The organism is Nocardiopsis ansamitocini (genome assembly GCF_030268225.1).
Taxonomy (GTDB): Bacteria; Actinomycetota; Actinomycetes; order Streptosporangiales; family Streptosporangiaceae; genus Nocardiopsis_D; species Nocardiopsis_D ansamitocini.
The window spans coordinates 854,866-876,412 of the sequence record NZ_BSQG01000001.1 but is presented as its reverse complement, the minus strand read 5'-3'; the positions used below and the strand labels follow the sequence as shown (position 1 = coordinate 876,412).

At 68.4% G+C, this 21,547-nt stretch carries 19 protein-coding genes; 13 read left to right on the top strand and 6 right to left on the bottom strand.

Annotated elements, in window-relative coordinates; all coding sequences use genetic code 11:
- Window positions 1-801: 801 nt before the first annotated feature.
- Entirely contained in the window at window positions 802-1,722 is a 921-nt protein-coding gene (locus QSJ59_RS03985; RefSeq protein ID WP_285757302.1) for a DMT family transporter, read from the bottom strand.
- A 486-nt stretch (window positions 1,723-2,208) separates the two neighbouring features.
- Here QSJ59_RS03985 and QSJ59_RS03980 point away from each other — a divergent pair, with 486 nt between their 5' ends.
- Window positions 2,209-2,895, top strand: coding sequence for a hypothetical protein (locus QSJ59_RS03980; RefSeq protein WP_285757301.1), 687 nt, complete (start codon window positions 2,209-2,211; stop codon window positions 2,893-2,895).
- A 17-nt stretch (window positions 2,896-2,912) separates the two neighbouring features.
- Here QSJ59_RS03980 and QSJ59_RS03975 read toward each other — a convergent pair whose 3' ends face one another.
- The 3 genes from QSJ59_RS03975 to QSJ59_RS03965 all read right to left on the bottom strand — a co-directional run bounded on the left by QSJ59_RS03975 (window position 2,913) and on the right by QSJ59_RS03965 (window position 5,333).
- Window positions 2,913-3,611 carry an aspartate/glutamate racemase family protein gene (locus QSJ59_RS03975; RefSeq protein WP_285757300.1) on the bottom strand — a complete coding sequence of 233 codons (699 nt, stop codon included), beginning with the start codon at window positions 3,609-3,611 and terminating at the stop codon, window positions 2,913-2,915.
- A gap of 27 nt (window positions 3,612-3,638) precedes the next feature.
- Window positions 3,639-4,475: a spermidine synthase gene (locus tag QSJ59_RS03970; protein ID WP_285757299.1), complete on the bottom strand. Its 837-nt coding sequence runs from the start codon at window positions 4,473-4,475 to the stop codon at window positions 3,639-3,641.
- Between the two features lie 90 nt (window positions 4,476-4,565).
- Window positions 4,566-5,333, bottom strand: a complete 768-nt coding sequence (locus tag QSJ59_RS03965) for an SAM-dependent methyltransferase (RefSeq protein WP_285757298.1) — start codon at window positions 5,331-5,333, stop codon at window positions 4,566-4,568.
- A gap of 198 nt (window positions 5,334-5,531) precedes the next feature.
- Between QSJ59_RS03965 and QSJ59_RS03960 the strand changes: the two genes are divergently transcribed.
- Entirely contained in the window at window positions 5,532-7,283 is a 1,752-nt protein-coding gene (locus tag QSJ59_RS03960) for a proline--tRNA ligase (protein ID WP_285757297.1), read from the top strand.
- A 96-nt stretch (window positions 7,284-7,379) separates the two neighbouring features.
- Here QSJ59_RS03960 and QSJ59_RS03955 read toward each other — a convergent pair whose 3' ends face one another.
- Both QSJ59_RS03955 and QSJ59_RS03950 read right to left on the bottom strand, forming a co-directional pair.
- Window positions 7,380-7,838, bottom strand: coding sequence for a ferritin-like domain-containing protein (locus QSJ59_RS03955; protein WP_285757296.1), 459 nt, complete (start codon window positions 7,836-7,838; stop codon window positions 7,380-7,382).
- Window positions 7,835-8,329, bottom strand: coding sequence for a hypothetical protein (locus tag QSJ59_RS03950; RefSeq protein WP_285757295.1), 495 nt, complete (start codon window positions 8,327-8,329; stop codon window positions 7,835-7,837). The genes QSJ59_RS03955 and QSJ59_RS03950 overlap by 4 nt, the downstream gene beginning before the upstream one ends.
- A 305-nt stretch (window positions 8,330-8,634) precedes the next feature.
- On the opposite strand from QSJ59_RS03950, the gene rimP reads away from it, so the two are divergent.
- The 11 genes from rimP (at window position 8,635) to QSJ59_RS03895 (ending at window position 21,502) form a co-directional block, all read left to right on the top strand.
- Window positions 8,635-9,114 carry a ribosome maturation factor RimP gene (gene rimP / locus QSJ59_RS03945; protein ID WP_285757294.1) on the top strand — a complete coding sequence of 160 codons (480 nt, stop codon included), beginning with the start codon at window positions 8,635-8,637 and terminating at the stop codon, window positions 9,112-9,114.
- 24 nt (window positions 9,115-9,138) lie between these two features.
- The gene (gene nusA, locus QSJ59_RS03940) at window positions 9,139-10,176 is read left to right on the top strand and encodes a transcription termination factor NusA (RefSeq protein WP_285757891.1); all 1,038 of its coding nucleotides are present in this window, start codon (window positions 9,139-9,141) and stop codon (window positions 10,174-10,176) included.
- Between the two features lie 34 nt (window positions 10,177-10,210).
- On the top strand, window positions 10,211-10,444 hold the full coding sequence (locus QSJ59_RS03935) for a YlxR family protein (RefSeq protein ID WP_285757890.1): 234 nt from the start codon (window positions 10,211-10,213) through the stop codon (window positions 10,442-10,444).
- Between the two features lie 253 nt (window positions 10,445-10,697).
- Window positions 10,698-13,814 carry a translation initiation factor IF-2 gene (infB, locus tag QSJ59_RS03930; RefSeq protein ID WP_285757293.1) on the top strand — a complete coding sequence of 1,039 codons (3,117 nt, stop codon included), beginning with the start codon at window positions 10,698-10,700 and terminating at the stop codon, window positions 13,812-13,814.
- A 110-nt stretch (window positions 13,815-13,924) separates the two neighbouring features.
- Window positions 13,925-14,218 carry a DUF503 domain-containing protein gene (locus QSJ59_RS03925; RefSeq protein ID WP_285757292.1) on the top strand — a complete coding sequence of 98 codons (294 nt, stop codon included), beginning with the start codon at window positions 13,925-13,927 and terminating at the stop codon, window positions 14,216-14,218.
- A 6-nt stretch (window positions 14,219-14,224) separates the two neighbouring features.
- Complete coding sequence (gene rbfA / locus QSJ59_RS03920; RefSeq protein ID WP_285757291.1) at window positions 14,225-14,665, top strand: 30S ribosome-binding factor RbfA; 441 nt, start codon at window positions 14,225-14,227, stop codon at window positions 14,663-14,665.
- A 107-nt stretch (window positions 14,666-14,772) separates the two neighbouring features.
- Window positions 14,773-15,657 carry a tRNA pseudouridine(55) synthase TruB gene (gene truB / locus QSJ59_RS03915; RefSeq protein WP_285757290.1) on the top strand — a complete coding sequence of 295 codons (885 nt, stop codon included), beginning with the start codon at window positions 14,773-14,775 and terminating at the stop codon, window positions 15,655-15,657.
- A gap of 152 nt (window positions 15,658-15,809) precedes the next feature.
- A complete protein-coding gene (locus QSJ59_RS03910) occupies window positions 15,810-16,745 on the top strand; it encodes a bifunctional riboflavin kinase/FAD synthetase (protein ID WP_285757289.1) in 936 nt (311 codons plus the stop codon).
- 249 nt (window positions 16,746-16,994) lie between these two features.
- Window positions 16,995-17,264 (top strand): 30S ribosomal protein S15, encoded by a 270-nt coding sequence (rpsO, locus tag QSJ59_RS03905; RefSeq protein ID WP_285757288.1) that lies wholly within the window; start codon window positions 16,995-16,997, stop codon window positions 17,262-17,264.
- A gap of 437 nt (window positions 17,265-17,701) precedes the next feature.
- Window positions 17,702-20,017 carry a polyribonucleotide nucleotidyltransferase gene (locus QSJ59_RS03900; RefSeq protein ID WP_285757287.1) on the top strand — a complete coding sequence of 772 codons (2,316 nt, stop codon included), beginning with the start codon at window positions 17,702-17,704 and terminating at the stop codon, window positions 20,015-20,017.
- 150 nt (window positions 20,018-20,167) lie between these two features.
- Complete coding sequence (locus QSJ59_RS03895) at window positions 20,168-21,502, top strand: M16 family metallopeptidase (RefSeq protein WP_285757286.1); 1,335 nt, start codon at window positions 20,168-20,170, stop codon at window positions 21,500-21,502.
- The last annotated feature ends 45 nt before the right edge of the window (window positions 21,503-21,547 follow it).

The window sequence follows — 21,547 nt, the reverse complement described above, 5'->3', positions numbered from 1 at the left end:
GAGCCCACCCACGGTTTCGGACCGGCGAACTGGCCGAGCGCGCATTGGCACAAGGGGCCGCCTGAGACCTATCGCCCCAGCAAGCGGCCCCTGCCTGCTGGGGCGATAACCGAACTCGGAAAAAACGCGCGGGTCGTCCCGGGGGCTTGGGACGACCCGCGCTCCACTGCCGGCGGGAAGGGGGCTTCGTCGCTCAGAGTGGTTCTTCGGGGGGTATGCGGTACAGACCTCGGTCAGCAGCCGCCACTACAACTGCACGAGCCACCGCTCTGACAACCGCAACTGCAACCAGAACCGCAACTGCAACCGCTGCGGGCATTCGGGTCGGACGTGGTCATGGTTCCTCCTCGAAATCCTGGTTCCGGTAGCCGCGTGAGCGCCGAGAACGCGTCTGCCCATTACGACAACTGGGTTTCCCAGCGGGCAAGATCACCAATCGCATTGGCCGGATTCGGCAACCCGGTCACGTCGGGGTTTAGGAATTCCGCAGGTGAGAATGCGTGGAACTCAAGCGAAGAAACCGGACACGACAGCAGGGCGGCGCAGCATTCGGTAGAGCCAGATCTGCCCTATCGCCATGACCGGAAGAACGGGTACGACCATCGTCAACGCCTCTGGACCGGCCGCCGGCACGGTCGTTCGATGCCCACCGCAACCAGGAACGGGGGCCGGCCCCAAGGCCAACGCCGACGTGTCTCGACCAGCGTGGCCCCGAAGCCCCCGTCGTCACCGCCAACGCCCCGCTCAGGACGGGCCAGTACGCACAGGGCCGTCCCGGCGCCGCCCACACCCCATCGGGCGTTACCCCGCCCTTGGCCGGACGTATTCCAGCAGCACTCCGCCCAACAGGAGACAGGCGCCCACGGTGCCGATCGGGCTGAGCGTCTCGCCCAGCAGTGCGATCGACAACAGGGTCGCCGTCAACGGCTCCAGCACCGCAGCCAGTGCCGCAGCCGTGGCCGGAGCCTTGCGCAGACCACCGAAGTAGGCCAGGTAGGCCAGCGCGGTGGGGGCCGCCCCCATGTAGAGCAGCACGCCCAGCGACAGCGGAGTCGGGGTGAAGGCCATGCCCGTGACCAGCCCCGCGGGCAGCAGCATCAGGCCCCCGGCCAGGCAGCCCAGCGCGGTGATGCCCAGTGGGTCGAGTCCCGGAACCGGGAGACGGTTGAGCAAGGTCAGCGCGGAGAATCCCGCGCCCGCGGCGAGTGCGAACCCGGCCCCCAAGACGGTATCGGTGCCGCTCCCGGACCCTCCGGGGGACTGGACCAGCAGCGCCAGCCCCACAACCCCGCAGCCCACCGCACCCAGCAGTGCGGGCCCGGGGGCGCGTCGCTCCAGCACCGTGGTCGCCGCCGTGACGAACACAGGCACGCTGCCGATGGTGATCAGCGTGGCCAGGCTCACCGAGGTGAACGAGATCGACATGAAGTACGCGGCTTGGAACAGGGCCAGCAGCACTCCGGCGCCAAGCACCCTGCGCAGGGCGGCTCCTGAGCGTGGCACCTGTCGCAACCGGCCCATGAGCAAGAGCGCGAGGGTGGCCAGCGCGCCGCCGACCAGCAGCCGGTAGGACGCGGTGGCCAGCGGCTGGACATCGGTGAACGCTTGCAGGGTCGCACCCGCGAGACCACCGGTCCCCCAGAGCACTCCTGCCGCTGTCAGAAGAAACAGGCCCTGTTTACCGGCAGCGGTACCAGGCACCGTGGAAACGGAATCGGACATGAAGAAAACACCCGTCGACGGAGGAAAAGAATGTCGTCGTGGGGCGTCGTTGATCGTCGGACCGCCTCGCAGGCGGCCCCCGTACAAGCGCCCCTAGTGGGCGTGCGGCGGGGGAGTGACGAAGCGTCCGGCCTGGTGCGTCATGCCGATGAATTTAGCGCACTGCGCACCCGCTTCTTCCGGCAGGTCCGGTGAACGCCTGGTGCCCGTCCCCGTTCCTCGGGGGCCGCCGATGCGCAACCGGACGGACACCGCACCCGATCAGGTGCGCGGTGTCTTCGTGGAAAGTAGAGACGTGGACCAGCGGCTGTACGGGGCGAAGGGGACGACGACGAGCCGTACGACCGCGCCCCCTCCGATGAGCGGCCCGGGGCGAAGACATGCCTGTCATCGTCGCGCGATACCGTGCGACTCAGGAAAAGCACTGGTCGGCCGGGTTGCGAGTCGGTTCCGGTGAGCCACCGCTAGGGAAGCGACCCAGTACTGATGAACCTGCCGTATCCCGGCCGCCCCTCCGGGCCCAGCGACCACGTGCACGACCAGCTCCTGCACCTCCCCTTCCCTGCCGCCGCACCCCGGCTGAGGATTCTTCTCACCGGTGACGCCACCGCCATGGGGACCGACAAACTGGCCTACTCCGTCAATCCCGAGTTGACCGCACTCCTGGTGTACCGAACCGGCCCCGGCAACTACGCAGGCGTTGTCCTGGACAAGCGGCACGCCCAGGTGTGGGGACGTACCAAACAGGACCTGTGGTTCACCGCGCTGGCCAACATGGCCCACGACCGGTTCCAGGGCTACACCCTGACCAGCGGTGCCGATACCGACGTCCACGTCGTCAGCGGCATCGACTGGCCCGGCACCGCGCACGTGATGCGGCTCCCCGATCTGGTCCGCGCACCCCTGCCCTTCGGTGCGGTGGTGATGCTTCCGGACAGCAACACGATGATCTACGCGGTACTGCGCAGCCGGCGGTCCCTGCCGATGCTCCCCTTCCTGCACCAGACCTTCCGTCCGCTCGCCGCAAGCGCACCGCCGGTCAGCGACCAACTCCTCTGGTGGAGGGACGGCCGGGTCAGCGGGATGTCCGCCCGGCCCACTCCCGACGGGGGCGTGCAGATCAGGCACTCACCCGAATTCAGTCGGCTGATCGACCACGAGCTTTCGCCTTGATCGTGTCCCGTATCCGCTCACCCGGACGCGATCAGCGCCCGCTCGACCGCGGCTGCCACATGCAATCGGGTAGTCGGAAAGACCGGGACCGGGCTGTCCCCGGCGCCGATGAGCAGTTCGATCTCGGTGCACCCCAGGATCGCCCCTTCCGCGCCGTCGGTCACCAACCTCTCGATGACGCCGCGGTACTGCTGTCGTGAGGAGGCCAGGACCCGGCCGACGCACAGTTCCTCGTAGATGATCCGGTGCACCAGGGCCCGGTCCTCGGCGGACGGAACACGGATGTCGAGACCGTGCGAGGCGAGGCGGTCCCGGTAGAAGGACTGCTCCATCGTGAACGCCGTGCCCAGCAGCCCCACGGTGCGCACACCGGCGGCGAGCACGGCTGCCGCCGTCGCGTCGGCCAGGTGGATCAGGGGAATGCCCACCGCCGCCTCGACCTCGGCGGCGACCCGGTGCATGGTGTTGGTGCACAGCAACAGGAGATCGGCCCCCGCTGCCTCGACGCGCTGGGCGGCCTCGGCGAGGAGCAGCCCCGCCTTCGCCCACTCACCCGCCGATTGCAGCCGCTCGACCTCGGCGAAGTCGAGGGACACCAGCACACAGCGAGCCGAATGCAGTCCACCGAGCCGCTCGCGGACCATCTCGTTGGCCAACCGGTAGTACTGGGCGCTGCTCTCCCAGCTCATTCCGCCAAGCATTCCGATCGTGAGCATCCCGTTCCCTATCTGCGCAGTGGCCGCTCAGCGACCGAAGACGTCCTGTGGCGGAGCAGGAGAATCGTGCGCACCCGAATCGTGCACCGGGTGCGCACCCGCGGCGAACCGCTCCAATTCACCGTCGCACAGCAGGCGTGCCATGTCCGGGTCGCGGTGGGCGCGTCGGGTCAGCTCTTCCACCGGTAGGGCACGGTCGGACGCGACCAGGACCAGATTGCCGAACCGGCGGCCGCGCAGCACCGACGGCTCCGCGACCAGCGCGACGTGTGCGAATGCCTCACCGAGGGTGGCGACCTGCGCCCGCGCATGGGAGAGGGAGTGCCCGTCGCCCACGTTCACCGCGTACACGCCGCCTGCGCGCAGCACCCTGGCGGCGTCGGACGCGAACTCCACCGAAGTGAGGTGCGCCGGGGTGCGTGCTCCGGCGAAGACGTCACAGACGACCAGGTCGGCCGACGCGTCACGGCGGGCTGCCAGCCAGGCGCGCGCATCACCTGTGCCTACCCGTAGGTCGGTGCGTCGATCCCATGGGAGATCGCGCCGTACCAATTCGATCAGCGCGGGGTCGATGTCCACGGCGCGCTGACGCGATCCCGGGCGGGTCGCCGACACGTAGCGGGCCAACGTCAGGCCCCCCGCCCCCAGATGGAACGCTTCGATGGGGGTGCGCTCGGGAGCGGCGAGGTCCGCGACATGGCCCAGCCGACGTACGTATTCGAAATCCAAGTACGTGGGATCGGCCAGGTCCACGTGCGACTGAGGAGTGCCTCCGACCACCAGAACCCAGGAGTCGGGACGTTCGTTGTCGCGCAGCAGTTCCATCGCCGGCTGTTCAGCGCTTTCGGTGCCGCGCCTGCCCATCCGTGTTCACCCCGTCGCTCTCGTTGCCTTGGACCGAGCGGCCCAGAGCCACGTTAGACGCACCGTCGCGGCACCGCGGCGGGGGACCTGTCAGTCTCGCGCCACACCGAGGGTGAGATAAGCGAAGCCCAGGGAGTCGCGATGGCCGCGCAGCCATGCATTGCGCAGCAGGTCCGTTTGGGCGCGTACGTGATCGGCCTCGGGACGGTCCCCGTGTTCCAAGAGCCATTCCTCCCGGTCGGAGAGGAACCCCGACTGGAAGTGCTCCCATTCGTCGTCGTCCGCGGTCTCGATCCACAACGGGCGAAACCCCGCTGCGATCGCCTGGTCCACGAGTCCGGGCAGGTCAGTGTACTCGTCGGTGGAAAAGTCGGGCCACAATGCCGCGATCTCCTCGGTGCCGGGCGGGCGGCGCCAGAAGCACTCGCCGAACAGGACCCGTCCTCCTGGGCCGACGGCCCCGCGCAACGCCCGCAACGCTGCCTCGGAGTCGGCACGAGGAGCGGTGTCGTCAGCAAAGGCATGACTGGCCCCGACGGAGACCACGAGGTCCACGGGAGCACGCCGGAAACCGGCCGGCCCTGCGCTGAACACCACCCGGTCGGACAGGCCGCGGGCTGCGGCGTTGGCTCGGCCCCGGCCGAGCAGTTCGGTGTCGGTGTCAATCCCGGTCCCGGTTGCTCCAGGGGTGCGCTCCAGGATCCGCAGGAGCAGTTCGCCCCAGCCGCAGCCCAGGTCGGCCACGGTGGTGGGGGAGCTTTCCGCCAGCCGTCGCGCGATCGCGTCGGCCCGCCGGCCGGACAACGGGGAGTTGAAGTCGAGCCGGGAGAAGCGCCTGGGCGCAGGGAGAGCGGTCATGGCCAGGCAGGCTAATGGTTCGTCCGGCGGAATCCGTCTGGTTTTCTGCGCCGACCCGTCATCGAGGCCCCTGCTGGGCGCCGTCCACGAGCCTCGGTGGAGAGCGCTAGCCTGGGAACACCTTCCGCGACCGTCATATGAGTCGTGGCCCCGAACGCTTTTCAGCGGAGCTTTTCCGCGCCCTATCAAGGAGTGGCCGTGCTACTGCGGATGTCGAACCTGTTCCTGCGCACCCTGCGTGAGAACCCGGCGGACGCCGAGGTGCCCAGCCACCAGCTCCTGGTCCGCGGCGGCTTCGTGCGCCGGGCGGCGCCGGGCGTCTACTCCTGGCTGCCCCTGGGCAAGATCGTCCTGGACAACGTGGCCTCGGTGGTCCGCGAGGAGATGAATCGGATCGGCGGGCAGGAGGTCCTTCTCCCCGCGCTGCTTCCCCGCGAGTACTACGAGGCCACCAACCGCTGGACCGAGTACGGCGACAACCTCTTCCGTCTCGTCGACCGCAAAGGGGCCGACTACCTGCTCGGCCCCACCCACGAGGAACTGTTCACCCTTCTGGTGAAGGGCGAGTACACCTCGTACAAGGACTTCCCGGTCGTGCTCTACCAGATCCAGGAGAAGTTCCGGGACGAGGCCCGGCCCCGCGCCGGAATCCTGCGTGGCCGGGAGTTCCACATGAAGGACTCCTACTCCTTCGACATCGACGACGAGGGGCTCCAGGCTTCCTACGACGCCCACCGCGCCGCCTACATCCGGATCTTCGACCGGCTGGGCCTGGAGTACGTGGTCGTCAAGGCGACCTCCGGCGCAATGGGAGGCTCGGCCTCCGAGGAGTTCCTCGCGGTCGCGCCCAGCGGCGAGGACACGTTCGTGCGCAGCACCGAGTCCGGTTACGCTGCCAACGTCGAGGCCGTCGTCACCCCCGCGCCCCCAGCCCGCGCGATCGAGGGTCTGCCTGAGGCGCAGGTGCACGACACCCCGAACACCCCCACGATCCAAACTCTGGTGGACTTCTTCAACGCGGCGGGCCTGGGCAGGGAGTTCACCGCAGCCGACACCCTCAAGAACGTCCTGCTCAAGATCCGCAGGCCCGGTGAGGCGGAGTGGGAGATCATCGGCGTCGGCATCCCCGGCGACCGCGAGGTCGACATGAAGCGGATCGAGGCGTCCCTGGAGCCCGCCGAGGTCGAACTCCTCGACGCGGCCGACTTCGCAGCCAACCCCTTCCTCGTCAAGGGGTACATCGGTCCCCGCGCCCTGCTCGACAACAAGCTGCGTTACTTCGTCGACCCGCGCGTCGTGTCGGGAAGCTCCTGGGTCACCGGCGCCGACCAGCAGGGGCGCCATGTCGTCGACCTCGTGTGCGGCCGCGACTTCACCCCTGACGCGACCATCGAGGCAGCCGAGGTCCGCGAGGGCGACGCCTCACCCGACGGCCGGGGAACCCTGATCGCTGCGCGCGGCATCGAGATCGGGCATGTCTTCCAGCTGGGGCGCAAGTACGCCGACGCGTTCTCCCTCGACGCGCTGGGACCCGACGGCAAGCCCAAGCGCGTCACCATGGGGTCCTACGGCATCGGGGTCTCCCGTGCGGTGGCCGCGATCGTCGAGCAGTCCCACGACGACAAGGGAATCGTCTGGCCGCGGGCCATCGCGCCCGCCGACGTGCACGTGGTCGGCACCGGCAAGGGGGAGCAGATCGAGGTCGCGCTTCGCCTGGCCGAGGAACTCCAGGCCAGGGGGGTCCGGGTACTCGTGGACGACCGCAAGGGTGTCTCGCCCGGGGTCAAGTTCACCGACGCCGAACTGCTGGGTATCCCCACCTGCGTGATCGTGGGCAAGGGACTGGCTGGGGGAGTGGTCGAGCTCCGCGACCGCGCCACCGGTGAGCGGTCGGAGGTGGCCCTGGACACGGTCGTCGACACGGTCGCCGGCATCGTCGGCGGCGTGTAGCCGGGCATGGATTGCCCACACGTTCGGCGGGTGCGGCGCGATTGCGGTCAGCGCGGCGCACCCGCCACGGTGGTTTCTCCCGCTGCCGGGGCCGGGTCAGAGCTCCTCGCCGGGAAAACCCGGGAAGGGGCCCAGCGGGAGTGCGAGTGCCGCCCTGCTCAGAGCGGTCTGTCGCAGGGAGCGTCCGGCCAGGTCGCGTAGTTCCGGGTCGGTGCACCCCGCCAACTCCAGATATGCCTGGGCGGCGACCTGCTCCAGCAGGTCGGCGTGGTTGACCAGTGAATCCTCGTCGGTGTCGTCGGGCAGCGCGTATGCTGCCGCCCCGGCCACCGGCTCCGCAGCACGCTCCACCAGCGCTGTGCGCACTGCGTCGCGCTGTGCGCGGTGAGCGTTGAACCTTTCCCGGAAGGCTTCCTCGAAGCGCTCCGACGCCTGTGCTCCCAAGTAGGAGTAGCCGTAGACCGCCGCGTGCTCCGCATGCAGCGCGTCCTGTAGGGAGTCGACTCCCGGAAGTTCGCTGCCTGTCGGGTCCGGACTCGGTGGGGTGGTACTCATCGGTTGGGTCCCAGGATCAAGTAGGCGTGGGATGCTTCGCACGCGCCGATGCTGGCCAGCAATTGGGCCAGGGCGGGGTCAAAGACCTCGGTCAGTTGACGCATCCGGTTCGTTGACGCTGCCTGCTCGGCCACACCGATCCGCGTCACGTCCTCGTCGGGTTCGGCTTCTGGGCCGGGTCCACGGCTCGGTTCTGTCGGAAGTACCGTCTCAGCCGACTCGGGCAGTCGTTCCACCAGGGCCGCACGATGCCGCTCGTGGCGCTTCAGGCAGTCGCCGAGAAATCCTGTCTCGTCCTCGTCGAGAGAGCGGATCAACGCCTGATACCGGGCGATGAGTGTTTCCTCCTCAGCGATAGCCGACCGCAGCAGGTGTTCGTCGGGGGAGATCTCATGCGGATACCAGCGCGTGCCCTGGCAGCCGCAGGCACCCAGCGTGGCCACGAGCGCGCCTGCGAAGACCGTTCGGCGGCTGACTGCGTCCTGGCGCAACAGGGGCCTCCTTGATGGTGGTGGGCGGGGATTCGGCCGGCGCTCACCGGCTGGGCCGCACCATCTTTCCACGGTGGGCGCCTCTCCTGCGCGTGTCGGAGGAGGGGCCGACCCGTCCGGTGGCGCCTCCTCGCGCTGCTGATTTGCGCCACCCGGTCCGGGAAACAATGCCGGGATATCCGCTGACTGTGGATACTCTTGGATCAAACCGCCGCTCGTATGGGCGAGTGGACGACTACGTGCACAGCTGGACCGCCCCGCCGTCGCTACCGACGCGGGACGGAATTCGCCGAGGAGGACCACCAATGGGCGCGCAGGCTCGCCATGACCGTCTCGCGCAGCTGCTGGAACCCGTGCTCGCCGAAGTCGGCCTTGACCTGGAGACCTTAGAGGTCACTCCTGTCGGCAAACGGCGCCTGATCCGGGTGGTGGTCGACTCCGACAACGGGGTCGACCTCGATGTCGTCGGCGAAGTCAGCCAGACGATCTCCAGCACGCTTGACGCGACTGATGTCATGGGGCAGGCTCCGTACGTACTTGAGGTGACCTCACCCGGTGTGGACCGGCCGCTCACGGAGCCTCGACACTGGCGGCGCGCACGGGGACGCCTTGTTCATGCTTCCCTCGCAGCCGGTGGAGAGGTACGGGGACGAGTGACGCTCGCCGATGAATCGGGTGTCACCTTGGACGTCGATGGTCAGAGCCAGGAGTACGCCTTCTCTGACCTGGGGCGCGGCAAGGTCCAGGTTGAATTCCGTCACGAGGACGACGACGCGGCGGACTAGAGGGGGAGCCCCGTGGATATCGATATGAGTGTCCTGCGCAGTCTGGAGCGCGAAAAGGACATCTCGGTGGACCTCGTCGTCAAGGCGATCGAGGACGCGCTGTTGATCGCGTACCACCGTCAAGAGGGGCCTGACACCCCTGCCCGAGTGGAGCTGAGCCCCAGCGGTCATGTGACCGTGTGGGCCGAGGAGCGCGACGAGGAGAACCAGTTCGTACGTGAGTACGACGCGACCCCGTCGAACTTCGGCCGGATCGCCACTTCCACCGCGAAGCAGGTCATCCTGCAACGTCTGCGCGACGCCGAGGACGAGCTCACCCTGGGCGAGTTCGCCGGGCGTGAGTACGAGGTGGTCTCCGGCATCATCCAGCAGGGCAAGGACCCGCGCAACGTGCTGGTCGACCTCGGCAAGATCGAGGCGATCCTGCCCCCGCAGGAGCAGGTCCCCAGCGAGACCTATACTCACGGCGACCGGTTGCGCGCCTATGTGGTGCAGGTGCGCAAGGGGCATCGCGGCCCTTCGGTCACACTGTCGCGCACGCACCCCAACCTGGTGCGCAAGCTCTTCCAGCTAGAGGTCCCCGAGATTGCCGACGGCACCGTCGAGATCGCGGCGATCGCACGCGAGGCCGGACACCGTACGAAGATGGCGGTCAAGTCCAACAAGTCCGGCGTCAACGCCAAGGGAGCCTGTATCGGTCCCCTCGGCAGTCGGGTACGCAACGTCATGGCCGAGCTCCACGGCGAGAAGATCGACATCGTCGACTACTCCGACGACCCTGCGCAGTTCGTCGGCAACGCGCTCTCGCCTGCTCGTGTGACGCACGTCGAGGTCCTTGACGCCGCGGCTCGGGTTGCCCGCGTCACGGTGCCCGACTACCAGCAGTCGCTGGCCATCGGCAAGGAAGGGCAGAATGCCCGCCTCGCCGCCCGCCTCACGGGATGGCGCATCGACATCCGCTCCGACGCCGAGCTCGCGGCGAGTTCGGTCGAGGGAGACCGTGCCCTTGCCGACGGAGAGAACGACCGCGCCGCTGGTTCCAGTGACACACCGGCGCGCTAGACTGGAGTCAGTCGATCAGGTGGCCCCCGTGCGCATGTGCGTGGGCTGCCGATCGCGAGCAGCCCAGTCCGATCTCGTTCGGCTGGCCCTGGACGAAGACGTTATCGTCTGCGACCTGGCCAACCGGATGCCTGGCCGAGGCGCCTATTTGCACTCCGACCAGCAGTGTTGGGAGTTGGCGCAGCGGCGCCGGGTGTGGCCGCGGGCCTTCCGTGCCGAGCGTGGCCTCGACACCTCGCGTGTCGCCGCGCACTTCACCGCGGTTTAAATGGTTCGAGCCGGTCGAGGTTCTGGATTATGGTTGGAATGATCACGCCGCCTGTTCGGTTGTAACGACCAGACAGACGGCGGGTCTTGTTGTGTCGGCAGATCCGACCATCACTGACCCATTGTTGTGTAACAGACGAGTCGGAAGCGGGTCGAGATTGCGATGAGCGCTCGATGAGTACGCAGCGATGAGTACGTCAAGCTAGCGACGGTCCGGCACAAGCCCACGTCCCGGACCGAAGTAGAGGAGAGCAGTGGCGAAGGTCCGGGTATACGAGCTCGCTAAAGAGTTCGGTGTGGAGAGCAAGGCCGTGCTGGCCAAGCTCCAAGAAATGGGTGAGTTCGTTCGTTCGGCGTCCTCGACGATAGAGGCACCGGTTGTGCGACGACTCCAAGAAGCTTTCAACAACAACGGCGGCTCCGGCGCGAAGAGCGGCCCCAAGCCGCGTCCGCGTCCCGAGCAGCCCAAGCCGCAGGCATCCGCCGGCGGCGCTCCGCGTTCGGCGGCGCCCAAGCCCGGCCCCAAGCCGGCTCCGCGTCCTGCTGCCAACGCGCCCGGCGGTTTCTCCGCTCCGGAGACCGCGCCGGCCGCCAGCGGCCCGCGTCCCGGCCCGCGTCCCGGACCTCGTCCGGCCGCAGGTTCCGGTAAGCCGAGCCAGCCTGCCGAGCGGGCCGAGCGTCCGGACCGCCCCGAGCGTCCCGAGCGCGCAGCCGGCGGCACCGACCGCCCCGAGCGCGCAGCCGGCGGCACCGAGCGTCCCGAGCGTGCAGCCGGCGGCACCGACCGCCCCGAGCGCGGTCCGCGTCCCGAGCGTTCTTCCGGTGACCGTGGTCCGCGCCCCGAGCGTGGTCCGCGTCCCGAGCGTTCCGAGTCCGGAAAGGGTGGTCCCCGACCGGGGCCGCGTCCTTCCGGTCCCCGTCCGGGCAACAATCCCTTCGCGTCCACCGCGACCGGCATGGGCTCCAAGCCCGCTCCGCGTCCCGGGCCCCGGCCCGGACCGCAGGGCGGTGCTCCTGGCGCTCCCGCCGGCGGTGACCGTGCCCCGCGTCCCGGTGGCGGTGCCGGTGAGCGCGACCGCGCCCCGCGTCCCGGCGGCGGCGCTCCGCGTCCCCAGGCCCCTCGCCCGCAGGGCGGTCCGCCTCGTCCGGGCGGCGCAGGCGGTCCCCGTCCGGGGCCCGGCGCCGGTGGCCCCCCGCGTCCCGGTGGTGGTCCGCGTCCCAGCCCGATGAACATGCCGTCCTCCCGTCCGGCCCCGGCCGGCGGTGGTGGTCGTGGCGGCCCCGGTGGCCGCGGCGGTGGTGGCGGTCGTCCCGGTGGCGGCGGTCGCGGCCCGGTCGGTGCCGGCCCGCGCAGCGGATCCGGCGGCGGCCCGGGCACGGGCGGCCCGCGTCCTGGTGGCTTCGGCGGTCGTCCCGGTGGCGGCGGTCGTGGTCGCGGTGGCGGAACGGCCGGTGCCTTCGGGCGTCCGGGCGGGCGCCCCGGACGGGCTCGCAAGTCCAAGAAGCAGCGGCGCCAAGAGTTCAACGACATGCAGGCGCCGTCGTTCGGCGGCGTGAAGATTCCCGGTGGCAACGGCCAGGTCATCAGGCTGTCCCGCGGGGCGTCCCTGTCGGACTTCGGTGACCGTATCGACGTCAACCCGGCGTCGCTGGTCCAGGTCATGATGCACCTGGGCGAGATGGTGACCGCGACCCAGTCGCTGCCCGACGAGACGCTCCAGCTGCTCGGCGAAGAGCTCAACTACGTCATCCAGGTGGTCAGCCCGGAGGACGAGGACCGCGAGCTGCTGGAGTCCTTCTCCATCGAGTTCGGTGAGGACGAGGGCGGCGACGAGGACCTGCGTGCCCGTCCGCCGGTGGTGACCGTCATGGGTCACGTCGACCACGGTAAGACGCGTCTGCTCGACGCGATCCGCAACACCAACGTGGTCAGCGGCGAGGCCGGCGGAATCACCCAGCACATCGGTGCTTACCAGGTGGCCACCACGGTCGACGGTGAAGAGCGCAGGATCACCTTCATCGACACGCCGGGTCACGAGGCGTTCACCGCCATGCGTGCTCGCGGCGCCCAGGCCACCGACGTCGCGGTCCTGGTCATCGCGGCCGACGACGGCGTCAAGCCGCAGACGGCCGAGGCCATCGACCACGCCAAGGCGGCCGATGTGCCGATCGTCGTCGCGGTCAACAAGATCGACGTCGAAGGCGCGGACCCGCAGAAGGTGCGCGCGCAGCTCACCGAGTACGGCCTGGTGGCCGAGGAGTTCGGTGGCGACGTCCAGTTCGTGGACATCTCCGCCAAGCAGGGCATCAACATCGACGGTCTCCTCGAGGCCGTGGTGCTCACCTCCGACGCCTCGCTGGACCTGCGGGCCAACCCCGACATGCCGGCCCAGGGCCTCGCCATCGAGGCGTACCTGGACCGCGGTCGCGGCTCCATGGCCACCGTCCTCGTGCAGCGTGGAACGCTCAACGTGGGCGACTCGATCGTCTGCGGCGATGCCTATGGCCGTGTGCGGGCGATGCTGGACGAGAACGGCGACCAGGTGCAGTTCGCTGAGCCGTCGCGTCCCGTCCAGGTGCTTGGCCTGACCAACGTGCCCAGCGCCGGTGACAACTTCCTGGTCGTCAAGGACGACCGGGTGGCCCGTCAGATCGCCCAGCAGCGCGAGGCGCGCGAGCGTTTCGCCCAGCAGGCGAAGGCCAGCCGTCGAGTCACTCTCGACAACTGGCAGACCACCCTTGCCGAGGGGGAGCGCAACGAGCTGCTCCTGCTCATCAAGGGCGACATGTCCGGTTCGGTGGAGGCCCTGGAAGAGTCGCTGCTCAAGATCGACGCCGGAGGCGACGAGGTCGGCATCCGTGTCATCGGCCGCGGCGTCGGTGCGATCACGCAGAACGACATCAACCTCGCCTCTTCCGCCGACGCCATCATCATCGGCTTCAACGTTCGGCCCGAGGGCAAGAACAGCGAGCTCGCCGACCGCATGGGCGTCGACATCCGGTACTACTCGGTCATCTACCAGGCCATCGATGAGGTCGAGGCAGCCGTCAAGGGTCTGCTCAAGCCCATCTACGAGGAAGTACAGCTCGGTTCCGCCGAGGTCCGCGAGGTCTTCAAGGTTCCGCGCATCGGCAACATCGCGGGTTCGATCGTGCGCGACGGGATCATCCGCCGCAACACCAAGGCACGACTCATCCGCGAGGGTGTCGTCATCTCCGAGAACCTCAACGTCGAGTCGCTGCGTCGCTTCAAGGACGACGCGACCGAGGTCCGCGAGGGCTTCGAGTGCGGTATCGGTGTCGGTTACAACGACATCCGGATCGCCGACGTCATCGAAACGTACGAGATGCAGGAGAAGCCGCGCGACTAAGGTCGTCGGTTCGTTTCCGGGCCCCAGCCGTCACGGCCGGGGCCCGGTCCCGTGTTCCGGCCGTCCAAGGGGGCGGCAGCCTTTTCCAACCACTTCTTCGAGGTGAGTGTGTGTTCGTTGGGGCACTGACGTTGGACCTACTGTTGGGCGACGTCCATTCCCTGAAGCAGAAGCGTTCGGTTGTCCGGCCCATCGTGGCCGAGCTCCAGCGCAAGTACGCGGTGTCGGCGGCCGAGACGGGCAACCATGATCTGCACCGGCGCTGCGAGATCGGTGTGGCCGTGGCCGCGTCCACCGCGGCGCACTGCACGGATCTACTGGAATCCTGTGAGCGGCTGGTCGCCGGCCGCCCCGAAATCGAGTTGCTGTCGGCCCGGCAGCGGCTCTTCAACGACGAGGACTAGAGACACATGGTTGACGCCGCCCGCGCGCGCAAACTGGCCGACCGGATCCAGCGGATCGTCGCCGAAATGCTGGAGCGCCGGATCAAGGACCCGCGTCTGGGTTTTGTGACGGTGACCGACGCGCGACTCACCAACGACCTTCGCGACGCCACCGTCTACTACACGGTGTTCGGGACCGACGAGGAGAAGGCCGGAACCGCCGCCGCGCTGGAGAGCGCCAAGGGCGTCATCCGCACCGAGGTGGGGCGCCAGACCGGGCTGCGCCACACGCCGAGCCTGGTCTTCGTCTCCGACGAGGTGCAGGAGAACGCCCAGCACATCGAGGAACTGCTGGCCAAGGCCAAGCTCGCCGATGCAGAGGTGGCCAAGTCCGCGGTGGACGCCGAACCTGCCGGCGAAGCCGACCCCTACAAGGTTCCGCGTGAGTACGACGAGGACGAGGACTAGGACCGCCCCAGGTCCGTCCGGCCAGCTTTCCCCGTCCCCACCGCTGGGGACGGGTCCACCCGCTCAGGCGCGCAACGGGTGCGCCTCCGGCGTACAGGAGACCGCCCATGACCGACGGCGTCGTCATCGTCGACAAACCCGCCGACTGGACCTCGCACGACGTCGTCGCGCGGGTCCGGCGCCTGGCGGGGACCCGCAGGGTCGGCCACGCCGGCACTCTCGACCCGATGGCCACCGGTGTACTGGTCCTCGGACTGGGCCGCGCAACCAAGTTGCTGGGTCACCTGACCCTGACCGAGAAGGTCTATGCGGCGACCTTGCGTCTGGGGCAGACGACCAGTACCGACGACGCCGAGGGTGAGCCTCTTGTCCGCGTGGCGGCCGAAAACGTCGACGAGTCCGCGCTGCGTGCGGGGATCGAGGCGCTCACCGGAGTGATCCAGCAGACGCCGCCCCAAGTCAGTGCGATCAAGGTGAACGGTCAGCGAGCCTACAAGAAGGCCCGCGCGGGGGAGACGGTGGAGCTGAAGGCCCGCTCGGTCACGATCGCGGAGTTCACCGTCACCGCAATCCGTCGGCTCGGTGACGCCGAGGGCGGTTTCACCGATGTGGACGCGTTGATCACCTGTTCGAGCGGTACGTACATCCGTTCGCTCGCCAGGGACCTCGGCGAGGGACTGGGGGTGGGGGGACACCTGACCGCGTTGCGCCGGACCAGGGTCGGCCCTTACACGGAAGACGGTTCCCGCACTCTCGACGCATTGGCCACGGACTTCGCGGTCACACCGCTCGCCGATGCGGTCGCGCTGTCCTTTCCCAGCCGGACACTGACCGAGGAGGAAGCCCGCAAGGTCGCGCACGGCAACCGCATCTCCCCGGCGGGGCTCGGCCCCGGCCCGGTCGGGCTGTTCGCCCCGGACGGGACCGTTATCGCGCTGGCCGAGGACGCGACCGGTTACAGCAGGCCCACGGTCGTCTTCGCCCCTGCTTGATGGGCGAACGGCCAGCCCTCCCCCGGGTAGCGCCTGATTACCGGTTACTGGGTAGGCGTGCCGGAGTCGTTGATCCCGGGGGCGGGGCTCGTGGGACCCTGGTTCTGTCAACCACCACCGGGAAGCCCGGTGCGATCGAGGGGAGCGAAGACGTGCGGCGCTGGCACGGGTTGGACGAGGTGCCCGAGGACTGGGGGCGCTGCGTTGTCACGGTGGGAAGCTTCGACGGGGTCCACCTCGGGCACCAGGAGATTGTGCGGCAGGCCGTCGGACACGCCTCCCGGCTGGGGGTGCCCGTTGTGGCCGTCGCCTTCGAGCCGGACTCCGGTCCCGGGACGGAGGGGGTGACCGAGCTGACCGGCCCCGATCACAAGACCGCGTTGTTGGCCGACCGCGGGGTCGATGCACTGTGTCTGCTGTCCCGAAGCCCCGGATTGACCGCGCTGTCGGCGGAGGACTTCGTGCGGGAGGTCCTGGTGGACCGGTTGCACGCCGCAACGCTCGTGGTGAAAGAGGGCTTCCGCTTCGGTCACCGGGCCGAGGGCGACCTCCCGGTTCTGCGGGAACTGGGGACGAAGTACGGGTTCACCGTCGAGAGCGTCGTGCCGTTGGCCGAAAACGGCCGGGTCAGTTCCGCCAGGATCCGCTCGTTGTTGGCCGACGGCGACGTCGAGGCCGCCGCGACTCTGCTGGGGAGGGCGCACCTGGTCGAAGGAGTGGTCGTGCACGGCGCGGCCCGTGGTCGCGCGCTCCTCGGCTTCCCGACCGCCAACCTTGATGTTCCGCCGACCAGTGTCGTACCGGCCGACGGGGTGTACGCGGGATGGTTGTCCCGCACAGGGCCGTGCGAGGGGGAGGCGCGCTGGCCGGCCGCGATCTCGGTGGGGACCAATCCCACCTTCGGTGAAGGTGCGCGTACGGTCGAGGCATACGCACTCGACCGTGACGACCTCGACCTCTACGGCCTCCATATGGCGGTGGAGTTCACCCATCACATCCGCCCGACACTGCGTTTCGACAGCGTCGATGAACTGGTCGAGGCCATGGCGGCCGACGTCCGGCGCTGCCGTGAGCTGCTCGTCGGGTAGTGGTCCCGGGCCCTTGCCGTCCCGGGAACGCCGGGCAGGGTATACGCTGGGTTCGGAAACAGTGCTGATGCCAGCACTTGTCGTGCGTTGAGTTCGCGCCGAGCCTCTGGGCCCGCGACACGCCCGACCGTCATTTCATCCGGCGACTGTGGGTGCGCATGGTTGCCGGCCCCGACGCGGCCCGACAGGGCCGCTTTGTGCGGGGACAAGTAAACGCCAGCGTGCCAAGAGTGTGAGAAGGAGCGTCGCGTGTCCATCGACATCGACACCAAGAACAAGATCATTGCCGAGTACGCCACGAAGGAAGGCGACACCGGTTCCCCCGACGTTCAGGTCGCGCTCCTGTCGCACCGGATCGTTGAGCTCACCGAGCACCTCAAGGAGCACAAGCACGACCACCACAGCCGTCGTGGTCTGCTCCTGATGGTCGGCCGCCGTCGCCGGCTGCTTCAGTACATTGCGAAGAAGGACATCAACCGCTACCGCAAGCTGATCGAGCGCCTCGGTCTGCGCCGCTAGTCGGTTTCTTCGCCAAGGGAGTGGCCACGGCCGCTCCCTTTCTTAGTAGTGTGTTGTTGTTGGGCGTCGTGGCCAGGTCTTACTCGGCCACGTCGTAACCGACTGACAACTCAATCAAGTATTTCCCGCGCCCCTACCCTCGGCTGGAGACAGCCATGGCCAGGATTTCCGTCGGGCGGATGAACGAACCGCCCTACGACGTCGAGGCCGGTCTTCGGTAGTGGTCTTCCGGAACTTCTCCGCTGCGGCGACGAGGGGCGCCGGGGGGCTTCGATCGATGGCCGGCCGTCAGAACCATCGAGCGGCCCGCGCTGGCACGACCATGCGCCGCGCCGCCTGGTCGAGGCGACACTCGACGGCGGAAGTTCGGGTTGCACAGGGCACGGACGCGGGAGTTTCCCTCAAGAGACTCAAGAAATCCGTGTAGGAGGTCGCCCATGGAGGGCGTGTATTCCGCCGAAGCAGTGATCGACAACGGTCGATTCGGCACCCGTACCATCCGCTTCGAGACCGGCCGGCTGGCCCGTCAGGCCGCCGGATCGGCGGTCGCGGTACTCGACGACGAGACCATGGTCCTGTCGGCGACAACCGCATCGAAGCGTCCCAAGGACAATCTCGACTTCTTCCCGTTGACGGTGGACGTCGAGGAGCGCATGTACGCCGCGGGTCGCATCCCGGGCTCGTTCTTCCGGCGTGAGGGCCGTCCCTCCGAGGACGCCATCCTCACCTGCCGCCTGATCGACCGGCCGCTGCGCCCGTCGTTCAAGAAGGGCCTGCGCAACGAGATCCAGGTCGTCGAGACGATCATGGCGCTCAACCCCGACCACCTCTACGACGTCGTGGCCATCAACGCCGCGTCGCTGTCCACGCAGCTGGCGGGGCTGCCGTTCTCCGGCCCGATCGCGGGTGTGCGAGTGGCGCTGATCGACGGCCAGTGGGTGGCGTTCCCGACGCACACCGAGCTCGCCGACGCCACCTTCGACATGGTTGTGGCCGGCCGGGTGCTCGACGACGGCGACGTCGCGATCATGATGGTCGAGGCCGAGTCCACCCCGAACACCCTGCGGCTCGTCGCCGAAGGCGGAGTGGGCCCCAACGAGCAGACCGTCCCCGAGGGTCTCGAGGCCGCCAAGCCCTTCCTCAAGCTCCTGGTCAAGGCCCAGCAGGCAGTTGCCTCCGAGGCGGCCAAGGAGACCGGGGAGTTCCCGATCTTCCTGGACTACCAGGACGACGCCTACGCGGCGGTCGAGGGTGCGATCCGCTCCGAGCTCGCCTCGGCGCTGACCATCGCCGACAAGCAGGACCGCGAAGCCGAACTCGACCGCGTCAAGGCGCTCGCCGCCGAGAAGCTTGCCGAGGACTTTGAAGGTCGGGAGAAAGAGGTCAGTGCCGCGTTCCGCTCGCTGACCAAGCAGGTCGTGCGCGAGCGCGTCATCGGCGAGAAGTTGCGCATCGACGGCCGCGGAGTCAAGGACATCCGTTCCCTGACCGCCGAGGTCGGTGTCATCCCGCGGGTGCACGGTTCAGCGCTGTTCGAGCGCGGCGAGACCCAGATCCTGGGTGTCACCACGCTGAACATGCTGCGTATGGAGCAGATGGTCGACACGCTCAACCCCGAGCGGACCAAGCGCTACATGCACAACTACAACTTCCCGCCCTACTCCACCGGTGAGACCGGTCGGGTGGGCTCGCCCAAGCGTCGCGAGATCGGCCACGGTGCGCTCGCCGAGCGCGCCCTCCTGCCGGTGCTGCCCGCGCGCGAGGAGTTCCCCTACGCCATCCGTCAGGTCTCGGAGGCGCTGGGCTCCAACGGCTCCACGTCCATGGGGTCGGTCTGCGCCTCGACGATGTCACTGATGTCAGCGGGTGTGCCGCTCAAGGAGATGGTCGCCGGAATCGCGATGGGGCTGATCAGCGAAGGCGGCGAGTACGTCACGCTGACCGACATCCTGGGCGCCGAAGACGCCTTCGGCGACATGGACTTCAAGGTCGCCGGTACTCGTGACCTGATCACCGCGCTCCAGTTGGACACCAAGCTCGACGGTATTCCCGCCGGTGTGCTTGCTGCCGCACTGCAGCAGGCCCGTGGTGCCCGTCTGGCCATCCTGGACGTCATGGCCGAGGCCATCGAGCGCCCGGCCGAGATGAGCCCGAATGCGCCGCGCATCCTCACCGTCAAGGTTCCTGTCGACAAGATCGGCGAGGTCATCGGCCCCAAGGGCAAGATGATCAACTCGATCCAGGACGACACCGGCGCCGAGATCACGATCGAGGACGACGGCACCATCTACATCGGTGCCACCGACGGACCCTCCGCCGAGGCCGCGCGCGACACGATCAACGCCATCGCCAACCCGACGATGCCCGAGATCGGTGACCGCTACCTGGGCACGGTCGTCAAGACGACCGCGTTCGGTGCGTTCGTCTCGTTGCTCCCCGGCAAGGACGGTCTGCTGCACATCTCGCAGATCCGCAAGCTGCACGGTGGCAAGCGGATCGAGAACATCGACGATGTGATCAGCATCGGCGAGAAGATTCAGGTCGAGATCCGCGAGATCGACGACCGTGGGAAGCTCTCGCTCGTCCCGGTCGAGGTCGTGGAGGCCGAGGCCGAGACCGCTTCTGCCGCCTCTGGCGACGCCGCTGCTCCGGCCGAGGAGAAGAAGGGCTCGGAGGGCGCCGGCGAGGGTGACCGCCGTCGCCGCCGGACCCGTTCCTCGGGTGGCGCCGGCCGCTCGGGCGAGAACACCTGATCCGGTTGCACAAGAGCGCCCCGGCACGGGCCGGGGCGCTTCGTACCACCTAGGGGGCGGTCGTACCGTGAGGTGCGGCCGCCCCTTGGTGTGTCGCCCGATCACCAACCGCCCCGCCACGTCCCTTCGTCTTCGGGAGAAGAAAATCGCATGAGCAATGTCCCGACAGCTGCCGAGCAGGAGCCCGGCAGCACCGTCACCCTGCTCGACCCCCAAGAGGGGACCGGCCTGGTACGCCGCACCGTCCTGCCCGGTGGTCTGCGGGTCGTCACCGAGAGCATGCCCGGCGTGCGCTCCGCGGCCTTCGGAATCTCCGCGACCACCGGATCACGCGACGAGGACACCGCGCACGCGGGCTCCGCGCACTTCCTGGAACACTTGCTGTTCAAGGGGACCGGCCGGCGCAGCGCGCTGGAGATATCGGCGTTGTTGGACGGGGTGGGTGCCGACCACAACGCCTATACCACCAAGGAACAGACCACCTATTACGCCAAGGTGCTGGACCAGGATCTGCCGCTGGCGATCGATGTGGTCGGCGACATGCTCGCCGGCTCGGTTCTGGACCCCGGCGAGGTGGAAACCGAGCGGGGGGTGATCCTCGAAGAGATCGCCATGTACGAGGACGAGCCCGCCGACCTGGTGGACGACGTGTTCGCCGCCCACTTCTTCGCGGACTCCCCCTTGGGGCGTCCGGTACTGGGCACCAACGAGACCATCAAGGCCCTTCCCCGGGACCGGATCTTCGAGCAGTACCGTGAGGCGTACGTTCCCGCCCGGTTGATTGTGGCCGCGGCCGGCAACCTCGACCACGACGACGTGGTGCGCAAGGTGGCAGCGGTTTTCGCGGAGCAGTCGGCCACCGCCGGCGACGCCCGTCCGGTCGGGCCGCGGCCGGCCGGAAGCCGTCCCGCCACGAGTACCGGGACCGTGCTGGAGAGTCGCGACACCGAGCAGGCCCATCTCATCTTGGGCAGGGAGGGCCTCAAACGCACGGATCCGCGTTGGTACGCCCTGCGGGTGCTCAGCGCAGCGCTGGGCGGCGGCATGTCCTCACGGCTCTTCCAGGAGGTGAGAGAGAAGCGTGGGCTGGCCTACTCGGTGCAGGGCTATTCCTCCAGTTACTGCGACACCGGTTTGTTCCAGGTCTATGTGGGGTGCCTCCCGGACAAGATCGACGAGGTACTCGCGGTGTGCCGGGCGGAGCTCGCCAAGGCCGCGGAGCACGGGATCACCTCGGAGGAACTGACGCGCGCCAAGGGTCAGATCCGGGGTTCGTGGGTGCTGGGGACCGAAGGAACCAGTGCTCGGATGAGCAGGCTGACCACTCACGAGTTGGGTTACCCCCGGCATGTATCGCTCAGCGACGACCTCGCGCTGTTCGACGCCGTCTCCCTCGACGACGTGCACGCCATCGCCGCCGATATTCTTTCCCGTCCGGAGGCGCTGGCGGTGGTCGGTCCTTACGAGGAGGGACGTTCCTTCTGATTCGGGGCTGGCGGACGGACGCCGCCCAGTAGCCGTTGGGCGGCG

Excerpts from the sequence above, each read along its gene's own strand:
- QSJ59_RS03985 (WP_285757302.1), bottom strand. The coding sequence starts at position 1,722 with ATGTCCGATTCCGTTTCCACGGTGCCTGGTACCGCTGCCGGTAAACAG.
- QSJ59_RS03980 (WP_285757301.1), top strand. The coding sequence starts at position 2,209 with ATGAACCTGCCGTATCCCGGCCGCCCCTCCGGGCCCAGCGACCACGTG.
- QSJ59_RS03975 (WP_285757300.1), bottom strand. The coding sequence starts at position 3,611 with ATGCTCACGATCGGAATGCTTGGCGGAATGAGCTGGGAGAGCAGCGCC.
- QSJ59_RS03970 (WP_285757299.1), bottom strand. The coding sequence starts at position 4,475 with ATGGGCAGGCGCGGCACCGAAAGCGCTGAACAGCCGGCGATGGAACTG.
- QSJ59_RS03965 (WP_285757298.1), bottom strand. The coding sequence starts at position 5,333 with ATGACCGCTCTCCCTGCGCCCAGGCGCTTCTCCCGGCTCGACTTCAAC.
- QSJ59_RS03955 (WP_285757296.1), bottom strand. The coding sequence starts at position 7,838 with ATGAGTACCACCCCACCGAGTCCGGACCCGACAGGCAGCGAACTTCCG.
- rimP (WP_285757294.1), top strand. The coding sequence starts at position 8,635 with ATGGGCGCGCAGGCTCGCCATGACCGTCTCGCGCAGCTGCTGGAACCC.
- nusA (WP_285757891.1), top strand. The coding sequence starts at position 9,139 with ATGAGTGTCCTGCGCAGTCTGGAGCGCGAAAAGGACATCTCGGTGGAC.
- QSJ59_RS03935 (WP_285757890.1), top strand. The coding sequence starts at position 10,211 with ATGTGCGTGGGCTGCCGATCGCGAGCAGCCCAGTCCGATCTCGTTCGG.
- rbfA (WP_285757291.1), top strand. The coding sequence starts at position 14,225 with ATGGTTGACGCCGCCCGCGCGCGCAAACTGGCCGACCGGATCCAGCGG.
- truB (WP_285757290.1), top strand. The coding sequence starts at position 14,773 with ATGACCGACGGCGTCGTCATCGTCGACAAACCCGCCGACTGGACCTCG.
- QSJ59_RS03900 (WP_285757287.1), top strand. The coding sequence starts at position 17,702 with ATGGAGGGCGTGTATTCCGCCGAAGCAGTGATCGACAACGGTCGATTC.
- QSJ59_RS03895 (WP_285757286.1), top strand. The coding sequence starts at position 20,168 with ATGAGCAATGTCCCGACAGCTGCCGAGCAGGAGCCCGGCAGCACCGTC.